Here is a 13,480-nt window from a genome sequence, read left to right as displayed (position 1 = left end):
CTGTATTGGGGTTTAAATTCATTTTCTCTGGGTGTTGGTCGTTTTCGGGATGATTAATCCAAATTAGTTATTTCCCCCGTTTGTTACCGCATTGAGCAACATTTTAGCAATGGTTTCGCTTCCGGTTGTATCCAAACTCTCAGATAAACAGGGCGGGTTTAACGGTTGCTTTAAAAATTGCCAATTGCTTTCAAAAAACTCCGCAGACGATAAAATTTGATGGTAGCTATAATTTTGCAATCCCGTTAATAAAAGTTGGGCTTCTGCAAACCCGTCTCTAGATAAAGACACAATCGGAATATTTAACCGTATCGCTTCGGAATAGGTACTAAACCCCGGTTTAGAAACCACCCGTCCGCAGATTGGCATAAAATCAACCGGGCGAATATGGGTATAGTCTGTTGAACTTTTAACTTGATTTTTTTGAGTAGAAACGGCGATTAAATTGGGAAGTTCGGGGGCTTTTTTATCAAAGGTTATAAAGGTAAAATCGGGGAAATATTGCAAATTTTCATAGGGTATTCTCGCCAAGCTTAACCCGCCAAAGGTCAGGAGAATTGTTTTTTCGGATGCCGTATTAATTCTAAAATCTTCTTTGAGTGTATCCAAATCATAGCGGGGATTTCCACCCGTTAAACCCACATCGATAATATTGGGAAATGCGCTCATCCCTTCGTTAAATGGAAGTCTAAATAAGCCATCACATTGACTAAAACAATCCCCAACCCAATCGGCAATTTCTATAAAGTCTCCGCCCCAATCTCGATAGATAAAATCCCAACCAAAGTTACTCATCATGTAACCCGGAATTCCGGCGATTTTGGCAATAGAAGCGGCTAGCGGGGGAATATCGGCGAAGACTAAATCGACTCGATTTTGACGAATAAAGTTAACTTCTCCGGCGATAATTGAGTTTTGATTTTTGCGAATTTCTTGTAATTTTTCCAGGGTGGCGGCTTTATCCATCGTTAAACTATCGGGTTGAATTACACCCACATCAAACGCCCGAGGACGCAAGATAAAGTCACCTTCGATATAGGATTCTAACAGCCAACGGGGGGCGGTTGTGACGAGAATTAGCAGGCTATCAGGACACAGTTGTTGAATTTGGGCGGCGACGGAAGCGGCGCGGACTGCGTGGCCAAATCCATGATTGGTAATCGCGATATAAAAGGTGGGTCTAGACATGAATGGATGGGGTTGGATACCGATTTCTATTATAGTAGGGTGCATCAGATTTTGAAGTTAATGATATATACAATCAATTTGGGTCTGATGCACCCTACCAATAACTAACTATGGTTTTGTGGAGTGAATTACTTTTGGGTGAGTTGGATGTTAATGTTGTTTTCAAATAACGATAATTACAACTAAAATATTGACAAAATATTGATTGTATTTATTTTATAAAATGAACTCTGTAAAATTACGGATGTTGGCAATAAAATTAATACTCCAATCTTTTTTAAAGATCGGTAATTTTACCCTGGCTTTTCTAATTTTTTCAGTTTCAGCTTAATATAGAGGGTTAAAAGTGCTAATTAGGATATTGGATTCTAATGATTAACTCTGAAAAAAATTACACTCTCATTTTGGAGGAGATAACTGGATCATGTTCTTTATTTTTGACCTAATCAAATGGTTCTGGGAACTGTGGGATAAGCTGCCCGAGAAAACAAAGCGACAAATTATCGAAACAACTGTTCAAACATTTGCAGAGTTGCTTCGTGTTTTTTATAGATCTTGGACAAATACAAAGTAAAAAAGTAAAAAAGAGGATAAGTAATGAGCAGTTTTAAAGAGTTTATGGACGAGGCTAAGAAGTTACCTGATCAAGCTTTAGCAAATTCTAATATCTCGCTCTCAGCTATTCAAAGTTCTCTCCAGTCAGCAGTTCGTGTTCAATTAGCACCATTTTTTCTAACACCGTTTTCATGTTCACAGGACAAAGCAGAGAAGTTTTCAGAAGATGTATCTAATTTAGTTTCAGATAAAGCGTTTATCTCAAAATTTAGTGATTCTATTGGTGAACCATTAGAAGATGAAACTGAGGATGAATTTGTAGAGCGTAGTAGCAAGATTTTGAGAAAAATGTTGTACGAAAAATTTGGTATTAAGGATTAGTCAAACCTGTAGGGTGCATCAGATAAAAGATTATTTTTCCTATTATTAACTTTAAAAATCTGATGCACCCTACAAAAAAACCCGATTTCTATTATGAAGAAATCAGGCTATTTCGTGAGACAATATTAACAGAAAACTTAAGGCGCTAACGCATGACCTCTTAACAGACTTCCGAGGGTTTTAGCGGTAATTTTCATCTGAACCAACGGGTTAGCAGGAACGACCGTTTTGTACAGATAACTGTCAAACGTCATCTTCTGAACATCCAGGTCGGAACACATTTCCACAAACGCTTCCCGAGTCGCATCAGTCCGGTAGAATACCCGTTGGAGAATATCCAACACCAAGTAAGTCATACCATACTGTTTATCCCAACGTTTGAGATAAATTTTCAGGTCATCTTCGGTGGGAATTTTAGCACCATTGTTCGACATTTCGACAATCGTTTCCGCACACATCCGACCCGACTTAGCGGCGAAATAAATCCCTTCTCCAGAAGATTTTGTAACCGTTCCGGCTGCATCTCCTACCAACGCGACCCGACCCACAACCCGACGGGGACGGGGATGTTCGGGGATGGGATGGGCTTCGACTTTAATAATTTTACCACCCTCAATCCGATGGGCAGCACGGGCGCGAATTCCCGCTTGTAATTTCTTGATCTGCGCTTGGTTAACCTTCATCGTTCCGGTACCGACCGCGACGTGATCGTACTTCGGAAATACCCAAGCATAAAAGTCGGGAGAAACGTCATTTCCGACGTACATTTCCGCCCGATCTTCGTAGTAGGTCATTAGATGATCGGGAATGCGAATTCGTTCTTGAAATGCGATCGCATAATTATAATCTCCCGCATCAATTGCCTTGGCAACCCGAGAATTTGCCCCATCCGCACCGATAACTAAATCAACTTTTAAAGTCTTCGCTACACCGACGGTATTGCCTTCAGAATGATCGGAATAATGGAGGGTATAAGGTTCGTTTGTTTGGGTGGGAATCTCGAGTTTATGAACCGTTCCATTAATTAGGTTAGCGCCTAATTTTGCCGCCCGTTCTCGCATAAAACCATCGAGAACTTCCCGACGACACATTCCGATATATTCGTTTTCGTTTACCAGATTAATATCAACTTCTCGGTTAGACGGAGAAATCATTTTCATTTTTCTTACCCGTCGATCAATAATTTCCGGGGGTAAGTCAAACTCACTCACCATACACAGGGGAATGGCGCCGCCACAGGGTTTGGCGTTATCGAGTTTGCGTTCAAATAAGTAGGTTTCTATTCCAGCTTTAACTAATGTTTCAGCGGCCGAAGACCCAGCGGGGCCAGAACCGACAACAGCAACCCGTAGCGTCACAGGTTTTCTCCTATCTTTTGCGATTGTTATCAGGTGAGATGGTATCACGGATAAAGCAACCATAGACGCTTATTTTTCAGACTTGTGATAGATTGCAATAGTGCTTAACACTCGGTAATATTTCTCGCCACATTCGGCAAACATCGGAAATCCGGCGATCGCTTTCGGTAGTTTAATTACACCAACATTTGACAACTTTTAACCGATATGGTAAGTTCTACAGTGGGAAAAGGTGCGCGCCGATTAGGTGTTAATTTAGGTGTTAACTTCGCGATCGCTTCGATTTCCGCCTACCAAAAGTATTGATCACCGATTACAAGGGTTTTGCTTGCGCCCATCGGGTCCTCTACGGGGGAGAATCTTGTTCTCAGTACGTTAAGCGGATGTTGGGAGAAGCGGGGTTTTCTGAGGCGGTGAAAGCTTCCCGTCAACGGTTTGCAGACTGTCGGGAAGCCAATCAAATTCTTCAGGCGTCTCGCGATGATCGCAATAGCAAACATAAACGCAAACCCTGTCAAAATTATCTCGGTTGTGATGGGTGTGATTTAGTTGGGTGCGGATGCGACGGAATTGACTGTTTACCCGATTTAGATTGTGATTTGGGCGAATGTGGAAGTTGCGACTGTTCTTTTTAAATTGGAATCGGAAATCCCTTGACAAAATTTCTCATCAATGCTATATTTTTATTATGGGAAAATGTGCGCGCCTATAAACACCGATTTTGAGGGGTGATTAGAATTCAAATCGGTGTTATTGCTGGCGATCGCAATTTTCCAGGGAATTTTCCAGGGAATTTTCCAGAAAAGACTTATCTAGAAAAAACATCACCGCAGCTTTCCCAGATATTAAAGCCGTTTCAATATTGTCATTTCCCCCACACCAGTCACCGCAACAAACCAGAGGTAAAGGAACACTTGTGGTTAAACAAGAAACCGATAAAGATTTCCGACAAAACGCATAGCGCCAGCGATGAACCTGTATCCATTCGGCATTTCCCAAAGATAAAGAATCGGACGCCGATTTTAACAACAGTTCCCCGACGGGTTGTAAGTCGGTTGTATCCAGATAATTTTGTGCAAATTTGGGGGAACTTTGAACAACAATAATCGGTTGAGAGGAGTTTTGGCGTTTGCTGCTATCGAAACCCACCCAAGCGAGGGTTTCATTTTCAGGGAAAGTTATCGCATTTGCGGGGAAATTTTTCGAGTTGAACTCGTTTTCAGAATATCCGGCCATAACAGTAATACAAGGATCGTACTCAACAGAACCCACCTGTTCTACAAAGTCGGGGGGAAGTTTGGAAGTTAGCGGTTCTAACAGTAATAACGCTTGGGGTGCGGGGATAGCCAAAATAACAGCTTTGGCTTCGACTTCTTGGGGTTTTTCGGTTGCGGTGGGGTGAGTGGTTTCTAAAGAAAGATACCAAGTTTTATTCTCGGTTGGGGTTAATCTTTCAACCCGACGGTTGAACCAGATATCCAAACCAACAGCGAGTTCTTTCCCGACAGAATTCATCCCGTTGGGGGCGATATATAAAGGTTGGGTTTGTAGAGGTTGGAGTAGATTATCTTTGAACCCGCATATTTTATCCGTCCACAGTTGTAAAACGTTGTTGGCGGTCAAGCGTTCAATCAAACTTTGAGTTTCTTTTCCCGTTGCTTGTAAATAACGGACTCCGTGATCGATACAAAGATCTGAAACGCGACGAGTTGCACAGCGTCCGCCAACTCCGCGAGATTTTTCCAAAACAACAACAGAATTACCCGCCCGTTGGAGTTCTTTGGCGGCGGTTAACCCGGCAAACCCCGCACCCACAATTGCGATATCAAATACAGTTGTCATCTATTGGTTTACCCCGAATCATATTTAACGAACTAAAAGCTTGAGTTAAATCCCCAGTATCTACAAATCCGATAATTTAGGATAACCTAAAATCTCTTATCGCGGTTCTCATTAGTCGTGAGGTACAAAACTTTATGGTTTAAGCAAGAAACAACAGGTCAAACTGAAAACACTGGTGACGGGTTCGGTGGTGACTGGTGACTGATAAAAGTTTTACTCCCATTTTCCCGTTTCTTCTAAGATAACCGTTTCTCCCTGTAAAATTCTCAGTTGTCCTTCGGTTGAAATAAAATACTTGTACTCTCCATTTTCAAAAATATATCCCAAAAACCGAGAAGGCGTCACCCCATCGGCGGCCGTTGTGTGATAGCTTCTCCCCATCAGTTCTATTGAACTCCCCGTCGTTCTATCCGTACCGATATATCTAATATGATCGCACACCACGACACCTTCCGGGCATAATCTTTCAATCTCTATTCTAAAGTTCGGGGTGATTAACACTTGTCCTTGTGCGAGAACGGGTAATCCCCAACTCCAAGCGAAAACAGTTAGCAAAATTTTCGCTATCTGAAAACGAGAGAAACCACAATTAAGGCTTGGCAATGAAATCATCATCTAGAATTTCAGGAAAGTTAGGAGATTCTATCGCTTTTTCCAAGAGGTTGACTGAATCAGCGATCGCCAATCATAATTTATCCTCTAATTTTAACCCAGTTTCCTCTGGCTAACTCTCATAACCTCTAAAAACCTATCCGAGTAAATTCCCTGAGATATCAATAAACGGGAGAAACAGCCATTAAAAGTTAGCCGCGAAATCATTATTTTTTTTTCGGATAACTCAGCATTGTTAGCTAGAGTCGAGTTCGGAGATGTTATCGTTTCTGACAATAACTTTGGGAAATTGGCGATCGCCTGTTTCAACCCCTTCTCTAATTTCAACCCGGTTTTCTCCCAAATTTCCCCAATTCTCAGTTTGGTCGATACCTTATATATAACGTCTCCCCGCGATGTTATCGTTTCTGACAATAACTTTGGTAAATTGGCGATCGCCTGTTTCAACCCCTTCTCTAATTCCAGCTTAGTTTTCTCCCCAACTCCGATAGTATCTATAAACTCATCCGGGGAAATTATCCGAGATATCGATAAACGGGAGAAACAGCAATTAAAAGTTAGCCGCGAAATCATTATCTTTTTTTCGGATAACTCAGTCGGGTTGTATTGAGTCGAGTTCGGAAAGTTCGGAGATGTTATCGTTTCTGACAATAACTTTGGGAAATTCGCGATCGCCTGTTTCAACCCCTTCTCTAATTTGAACTCGCTTTTCTCCCGAGTTTCTCTAATTCCCAATTTTCTCGATACCTTATATATAACGTCTCCCCGCGATGTTATCGTTTTTGACAATAACTTTGAAAAATTCGCGATCGCCTGTTTCAACCCCTTCTCTAATTTCAACCCGGTTTTCTCCCAAATTTCCCCAATTCTCAGTTTGGTCGATACCTTATATATAACGTCTCCCCGCGATGTTATCGTTTTTGACAATAACTTTGAAAAATTCGCGATCGCCAGAAATCACCTATTCTCTAATTCCAGCTTAGTTTTCTCCCCAACTCCGATAGTATCTATAAACTCATCCGGGGAAATTATCCGAGATATCGATAAACGGGAGAAACAGCAATTAAAAGTTAGCCGCGAAATCATTATCTTTTTTTCGGATAACTCAGTCGGGTTGTATTGAGTCGAGTTCGGAAAGTTCGGAGATGTTATCGTTTCTGACAATAACTTTGGGAAATTCGCGATCGCCTGTTTCAACCCCTTCTCTAATTTGAACTCGCTTTTCTCCCGAGTTTCTCTAATTCCCAATTTTCTCGATACCTTATATATAACGTCTCCCCGCGATGTTATCGTTTTTGACAATAACTTTGAAAAATTCGCGATCGCCTGTTTCAACCCCTTCTCTAATTTCAACCCGGTTTTCTCCCAAATTTCCCCAATTCTCAGTTTGGTCGATACCTTATATATAACGTCTCCCCGCGATGTTATCGTTTTTGACAATAACTTTGAAAAATTCGCGATCGCCAGAAATCACCTATTCTCTAATTTCAGCTTGGGTTTTCTCCCCAACTCCGATAGTATCTATAAACTCATCCGGAGAAATTATCTTAGATTCGGGGAAACCCGAGAAACAGCCATTAAAAGTTAGCCGCGAAATCATTATTTTTTTTTCGGATAACTCAGCATTGTTAGCTAGAGTCGAGTTGGGAGATGTTATCGCTTCTGACAATAACTTTGGGAAATTCGCGATCGCCTGTTTCAACCCCTTCTCTAGGTTCAACCCGGTTTTCTCCCGAGTTTCCCCAATTCTCAGTTTGGTCGATACCTTATATATAACGTCTCCCCGCGATGTTATCGTTTCTGACAATAACTTTGGGAAATTGGCGATCGCCAGAAATCACCTATTCTCTAATTCCAGCTTAGTTTTCTCCCCAACTCCGATAGTATCTATAAACTCATCCGGGGAAATTATCCGAGATATCGATAAACGGGAGAAACAGCAATTAAAAGTTAGCCGCGAAATCATTATCTTTTTTTCGGATAACTCAGTCGGGTTGTATTGAGTCGAGTTCGGAAAGTTCGGAGATGTTATCGTTTCTGACAATAACTTTGGGAAATTGGCGATCGCCAGAAATAACTTATTATTAGGTTTCAACCCGGTTTTCTCCCGAGTTTCCCCAATTCTCAGTTTGGTCGATACCTTATATATAACGTCTCCCCGCGATGTTATCGTTTCTGACAATAACTTTGGGAAATTGGCGATCGCCTGTTTCAACCTATTCTCTAATTTCAGCTTGGGTTTTCTCTCAAACTCCGATAGTATCTATAAACTCATCCGGAGAAATTATCTTAGATTCGGGGAAACCCGAGAAACAGCCATTAAAAGTTAGCCGCGAAATCATTATTTTTTTTTCGGATAACTCAGCATTGTTAGCTAGAGTCGAGTTGGGAGATGTTATCGCTTCTGACAATAACTTTGGGAAATTCGCGATCGCCTGTTTCAACCCCTTCTCTAATTTGAACTCGCTTTTCTCCCGAGTTTCTCTAATTCCCAATTTTCTCGATACCTTATATATAACGTCTCCCCGCGATGTTATCGTTTCTGACAATAACTTTGGGAAATTCGCGATCGCCTGTTTCAACCCCTTCTCTAATTCCAGCTTAGTTTTCTCCCCAACTCCGATAGTATCTATAAACTCATCCGGGGAAATTATCCTAGATCTCGATAAACGGGAGAAACAGCAATTAAAAGTTAGTCGCGAAATCAATATCTTTATCTTTGTTAGGACTCAGAAGAATTAAACAGTTGCAGGCTGACAATTTTCCAGGGGGAAATTTTAGGAAAGTTGGGAGATGTTATCGGTTTTTCCAATAAGTTCACAGAATTCGCGATCGCCAATCCCAATTTATTCTCTAATTTCAACTCGGTTTCTTCCCCCCAACTCTCATAAAACCTCAAAATCCACCCTTTGGAATTTCCCTCGGCTTGTTTGAATGCCATCAAAATTAAAGAGTCGCTTCCCAAGTCGATAAAACTTTGACTTCCCAACCCTTTTTCTGAAACTTGTTCTAAAAACTGATAACCTTCCAAACCCAAAACTTGAACCCTCAAAGGTTGGTTCAACTCATAACCTTTATGAGTCACTTTCGCCGTTTTCCAATTTCCCCCATGAGGATAAATCCCATAAGTAAAGTGATGAATTCCTAAATCCGCTTCCGGGTCGGGCCAGGTCGAACCTCTTAATAAGGTTAACCGTATTTCATCGGGTTGAATATCGTACCCATACTTACAGTCATTCAACAGACTCACCCCGTAATTCTCATCTCCCAATTCCACCCAATTCATCGCCGGAATTTCCCATTTTGCTTTCTCTGGTTCCGTTTGCGGTTTTGTCGGACGTTCCATCACCCCCGCCGGCATTTCACAGTGAGCAATATCAACGTTTACAGTTAACCCAAATCCCGCTTTTACTAACACGTGACGCTCCTGCCAATTCACCCTTGTCTCAATTTTTAAGACCGGACTATTGGCTTCTAAAATATAATTTTGGATAAATTCCGATTTTCGCCAAATCCTAACCACCCGCAAACACCACCGAATCTCCCCTTTTTCTTGCCAAGATATTGACTGTAACTCCGCTGCTTCTAACGGGTGTTGCTTATAGTTTGGATCGATATTCCACCCGTCCCAATACTGACCGGAATCCTCAAAAAAATGCAAGCGGTTTCCGCCCATTTCTGACAAGACCTCCCGGCTATTTTTCTTATCCCAAATTTTGGCTATCTCTCCCGTCTGTGCAAGGATTTCCACTTTTAACAATTCGTTTTCTAACACCCAACTTTCGCCGGAATTCATATTAAGCTTGACAGATTTTGGTATCATCTGTATACTTGTGGTAAAGTGATCGAAAGCGTCTGCCTGTAAGGGGGTATTTTCCGCCTCAACCGACGAATTATCAAGGGTTTCAGCCGTTTCTCTCCCCAACCAAAACAGCCGAAAACCCACCGACGGCACATCAGTCGCCAAAAACCGCAGTTTTCCCCCGCAGACTTGATACCGCAAAGCCTTACCGGAAGCATCATACAGCCGCCATGTCTCGGGAGAGTTCAAGGAAAGTTCCACCGCTTCGGTCCGGGACCAGTTGAGACTATTCCAAACGAGAATAGGATAAACATTCGGTTGGGGGGGAGGGGGAAAGGAAATAAAATTCGCGATCGCCGCGATTGCAGTTTCTAGAAGCCGTTCTGCGGTATGATAAGCCTCCTCCCAGGTTTGATTGGCATCTTGATAAACTTCGGGAATAGCCGAACCGGGGAGGATATCGTGAAATTGGTTAAATAGAACTTGCTTCCAAGCGGCTTCTATCTCAACTTTGGGATAATCGGCATTTGTGAGTAAAGTTGCCGCAGCAGACCACAACTCCGCCTGATAGAGCAAATTTTCGCAGCGACGGTTCCAGCGCTTTTGGTCGGCGTGGGTCGTGTAGCAGCCGCGATGAAACTCCAAATACAACTCATCGCGCCAAACGGGAAGTTCTGCGACCTGTTGAGAAATCTCCGATAAATAATCAATTGCCCGAGAAAACGATAACTGGGGAAAAACAGGAGAAGCTTCCCACCGCTTGGCAATTTCCAACATATCCCGCGTCGGTCCGCCACCGTGATCGCCAACTCCGGGCAACCAAAGGGCGGTTTTTAATCCGGTTTGGGCTTCCCATTGTGTCGCATAAGTCGCCATTTTCACCGGTTCAATCCCTTCTCCAATTAAAGCGGACATATAGGCAACAATTTCCGTGCCGTCGGGAGATTGCCAGTTAAATAAACCGTAGGGAAATTGGGTGGTATCGTTCCACCGGAGTTTTTGGGTCACGAAATAGTTAATTCCGGCTTGCTTCAATAATTGGGGAAGCTGCCAACAAAATCCAAAACTGTCGGGTAGCCAAGCGATGGGGGAGGGTTGACCGAATTTTTCTCGGGTGTAAAGTTGTCCGTAGAGGAGTTGTCGGGCGATAGATTCTGCGGCGATAATATTGAGTTCGGGTTCGACCCATAATCCGGCTGCTATTTCCCAGTGTTGGGTTTTAACTTTTTGTTGGATTTGGGAAAATAAATCGGGGCGATGGGTTTCTATCCAAGCGTATAGGGCGGGGGATGAATGGGTGAATATTAGGTTGGGGAAATCGCCACAAAGGGATAATACTGATTTAAAGGTGTTTTCGGCGGCGATCCTGGTTTCTGAAATCGGCCACAACCAAGCCAGATCTAAATGGGCGTGTCCGAGTAGGGCGATTTTTGAGTGAGAGTTGGGGAGGTTTGCGGAGATATAATCGATTAGGGTTTGTCGGAGGGTTTTTAGAGAGTTATCGAATTTTTCGCTAATTTTGGGTAAGGCGAACCAGTCGATTTTGTTGAGGGCGGCGGCGAGAAAGTTTAGATGGTTTTGTCGTTTATATATATAGGATGGGTTTTGGGTGATTTGAATTAAAAAGACTTCTAATTCATCCGCGAGAAAACCGGGGTCTATTTTTTCGGGTTCTAAGCGTTCGTAAACGCAAGCGGACTGAACTAATGCTCCGTTGTCGTGTTTCGGACTGACTAATCGCAACCGAACTGTAAATTGATCTCCGGGTTTAACTGAATCGGATAATAAAACTCGGGTTGAACAGTCAAATAGGTCTCCGGTTTGTACGAGTTTATCGTTTATATAGATACTGGCATCTTCCGCCCACCATTTTAAGACTAACCGCAAAGTTAACCCGGTTATCGGATAATGGTTTAAAGTTGTCGGAACAATTATATTTTGAGTTAACTCGATAATTTGCTGGCGCGACCAAGCGATGTGTTGGCGTTGGTTTAACTCAACCGCAGAAATATTCCCATCCGGCCGATAAGATTGCCAAAGCGCTTGAATATCAACCCGGGTCAACCGACGCAGGCGATCGAGGGTTGTCAAAATTTCGGATAAATCTGCTCCGGATGCGGTCATTGTTCGTTAAAATAAAAGGATTGTATTTGTTAAGTCGTGGGACGCACACAAACGGCTCGGTCTGAGCAACCCCCAATCAAGCTGTTTACTGTTCGGTCCGGTCTGATTCTAATCGCGAATTTCTATATAAACCCCCTTTTGACAAATGTCTTCCCCCGATCACGGTCCCTATAAAAGCCGCCTGTTAAACCTCGTCCTGGAAAACTATCGCGCCTTTATCGATAGCTGCGGTTTGGCTTGGCGACAACTTCAGTTTTCCACCAGTACAACCGTCCAAACGATTTTGTTCTCAGTTTACTCCCTGTTGGAGGGTCTGGTCAAAGGAAAACAACGCCTTCGCTCTGCTCAACCTTCTCCCCAACCCCAACTTGAAGGGATGCCGGAAAATTATCAGCAACCGGGAGAAGCCGATCGCCTGATTTTGGATACTTTGATCATCGCCCGCCAAGAGGTTAAGGGTTCGCGCCGGTTAAAGCTTAATCCCAATTCGGTGCAGGCGATCGCCTCTCAACTGCCAACGAAAAAATTGGTATTAGTCCGAACCGATAACCAAATTTTAGATGTGCTTTCTTGGAGACAAAAGGTAAAACTTCGCCAATATATAACTCGGGGAGTTGCCGAACTGTCCAAATTGAGAAAATTGGAAAAATATCCCCAATCTTCTCCCCTGCAAAGGGTGTGGTCGGGTGCGATAACAGTCGCCCAAAACTACAGCGCAGAAATTACCCGCAAAACCGAAGAACTGGGAATTACCCTGAGTCAAGCTTGGCAAAAGAGTTCCCGAGAATTAACGGTTCATACGCCGGAAAATCATTCGGTTCAAACCTCAGTTTCGGGAAATTTACATCAAGTCCAAGCGGTAATTTGGGCGGCGATAGATTACTTCTTTTTTAAAGATCATAATCTACAATTACAGTCCGAGTCTCAAGCCGAAAATAATATCTTGAGTGGAAATCCCCCCAAACCCCAATTAACCCCCCAACCGCCAAAAAGTCAACCGTTAATTCGTTATTCGGTTATCAGCAACCCCGGGGAAACCTCCCCGTCAACTTCCGCGAAAAAAATTGAAAAAAATTCGGAAAAAAGCTTGACAAATGCCCCGGCTTATGGTTTAATAATGAGTGATGCCATAAAATATTTTGAAGGGGGCGATCGCCACGAAACCGCCTCAGACTGTTTACAAGCAGAGGCGACAGCCGTAGGTTATGTCAAGCACCCGTTAGAACAGGTACTCGAATGGTTAGATCGGGTACTGTATTGGATTGAAGAAGCGGCAATCAAGGCTTGGAAATGGGCAAAGCAAAGATGGACAGCCCGGTAAAACTCCCGTCAAAACGAGCGCAATTTTAAGATAAGATAAGAAGACTGTACGTTTTGTATAGCAGCTTTCATTTAAAAATCGCAGTCCAGGAGAGATCGTCATGGAGACTCTAAAAATCGCCGTTTATATAGTTGTGTCCTTCTTTGTGTTGCTGTTTGTATTTGGATTTTTGTCCAACGACCCCGCCCGCAACCCGAAGCGAAAAGACTTAGAATAATACCCGGTCATCCGGGTTCGAGGGCGTGAATGCGAGTGGAAAACAAACAACATTTGCAAAGACTCGCCGATTAGTCGCCC

General features: G+C 42.9%; 13 protein-coding genes. 7 read left to right on the top strand and 6 right to left on the bottom strand.

Translation table 11 applies throughout. The features are described 5' to 3' along the window. Positions 1-63: 63 nt before the first annotated feature. Positions 64-1,188 carry a glycosyl transferase gene (locus tag ACL6C3_RS24350; protein WP_413168408.1) on the bottom strand — a complete coding sequence of 375 codons (1,125 nt, stop codon included), beginning with the start codon at positions 1,186-1,188 and terminating at the stop codon, positions 64-66. 597 nt (positions 1,189-1,785) lie between these two features. Between ACL6C3_RS24350 and ACL6C3_RS24345 the strand changes: the two genes are divergently transcribed. Continuing rightward, the gene (locus tag ACL6C3_RS24345; protein ID WP_413161907.1) at positions 1,786-2,124 is read left to right on the top strand and encodes a hypothetical protein; all 339 of its coding nucleotides are present in this window, start codon (positions 1,786-1,788) and stop codon (positions 2,122-2,124) included. A 137-nt stretch (positions 2,125-2,261) separates the two neighbouring features. Here the strand turns inward: ACL6C3_RS24345 and chlP are convergent, their stop codons facing one another. Both chlP and ACL6C3_RS24335 read right to left on the bottom strand, forming a co-directional pair. After that, positions 2,262-3,482: a geranylgeranyl reductase gene (gene chlP / locus ACL6C3_RS24340; protein ID WP_413161904.1), complete on the bottom strand. Its 1,221-nt coding sequence runs from the start codon at positions 3,480-3,482 to the stop codon at positions 2,262-2,264. Between the two features lie 69 nt (positions 3,483-3,551). Next, positions 3,552-3,677, bottom strand: a complete 126-nt coding sequence (locus ACL6C3_RS24335) for a hypothetical protein (protein ID WP_413161903.1) — start codon at positions 3,675-3,677, stop codon at positions 3,552-3,554. Positions 3,678-3,784: 107 nt separating this feature from the next. On the opposite strand from ACL6C3_RS24335, the gene yidD reads away from it, so the two are divergent. Further along, positions 3,785-4,117 (top strand): membrane protein insertion efficiency factor YidD, encoded by a 333-nt coding sequence (gene yidD, locus ACL6C3_RS24330; protein ID WP_413161901.1) that lies wholly within the window; start codon positions 3,785-3,787, stop codon positions 4,115-4,117. A gap of 115 nt (positions 4,118-4,232) precedes the next feature. On the opposite strand, the gene ACL6C3_RS24325 is transcribed toward yidD, so the two are convergent. Continuing rightward, the gene (locus tag ACL6C3_RS24325) at positions 4,233-5,324 is read right to left on the bottom strand and encodes an NAD(P)/FAD-dependent oxidoreductase (RefSeq protein WP_413161900.1); all 1,092 of its coding nucleotides are present in this window, start codon (positions 5,322-5,324) and stop codon (positions 4,233-4,235) included. A gap of 213 nt (positions 5,325-5,537) precedes the next feature. Continuing rightward, complete coding sequence (locus tag ACL6C3_RS24320) at positions 5,538-5,879, bottom strand: hypothetical protein (protein ID WP_413161897.1); 342 nt, start codon at positions 5,877-5,879, stop codon at positions 5,538-5,540. Positions 5,880-6,168: 289 nt separating this feature from the next. Between ACL6C3_RS24320 and ACL6C3_RS24315 the strand changes: the two genes are divergently transcribed. The 3 genes from ACL6C3_RS24315 (at position 6,169) to ACL6C3_RS24305 (ending at position 8,678) form a co-directional block, all read left to right on the top strand. Then, positions 6,169-6,546 carry a hypothetical protein gene (locus ACL6C3_RS24315; protein WP_413161895.1) on the top strand — a complete coding sequence of 126 codons (378 nt, stop codon included), beginning with the start codon at positions 6,169-6,171 and terminating at the stop codon, positions 6,544-6,546. A gap of 823 nt (positions 6,547-7,369) precedes the next feature. Beyond that, positions 7,370-7,939, top strand: a complete 570-nt coding sequence (locus ACL6C3_RS24310; RefSeq protein ID WP_413161893.1) for a hypothetical protein — start codon at positions 7,370-7,372, stop codon at positions 7,937-7,939. 160 nt (positions 7,940-8,099) lie between these two features. Then, a complete protein-coding gene (locus ACL6C3_RS24305; protein WP_413161891.1) occupies positions 8,100-8,678 on the top strand; it encodes a hypothetical protein in 579 nt (192 codons plus the stop codon). Here the strand turns inward: ACL6C3_RS24305 and ACL6C3_RS24300 are convergent. Next, positions 8,659-11,862 carry an alpha-mannosidase gene (locus tag ACL6C3_RS24300; RefSeq protein ID WP_413161890.1) on the bottom strand — a complete coding sequence of 1,068 codons (3,204 nt, stop codon included), beginning with the start codon at positions 11,860-11,862 and terminating at the stop codon, positions 8,659-8,661. The two genes, ACL6C3_RS24305 and ACL6C3_RS24300, sit on opposite strands and share 20 nt — an antisense overlap. A gap of 145 nt (positions 11,863-12,007) precedes the next feature. On the opposite strand from ACL6C3_RS24300, the gene ACL6C3_RS24295 reads away from it, so the two are divergent. Together ACL6C3_RS24295 and ACL6C3_RS24290 are read left to right on the top strand one after the other, a co-directional pair. Then, positions 12,008-13,183 (top strand): hypothetical protein, encoded by a 1,176-nt coding sequence (locus ACL6C3_RS24295; RefSeq protein WP_413161887.1) that lies wholly within the window; start codon positions 12,008-12,010, stop codon positions 13,181-13,183. A 100-nt stretch (positions 13,184-13,283) separates the two neighbouring features. Then, positions 13,284-13,400, top strand: a complete 117-nt coding sequence (locus tag ACL6C3_RS24290) for a photosystem II reaction center protein I (RefSeq protein ID WP_413161885.1) — start codon at positions 13,284-13,286, stop codon at positions 13,398-13,400. The last annotated feature ends 80 nt before the right edge of the window (positions 13,401-13,480 follow it).

Source organism: Capilliphycus salinus ALCB114379 (genome assembly GCF_047276495.1).
In the GTDB taxonomy this organism is placed as follows: Bacteria; Cyanobacteriota; Cyanobacteriia; order Cyanobacteriales; family Microcoleaceae; genus Capilliphycus; species Capilliphycus salinus.
Note: the sequence above shows the minus strand (reverse complement) of the source record. Positions and strands in the feature narration are given on the sequence as shown.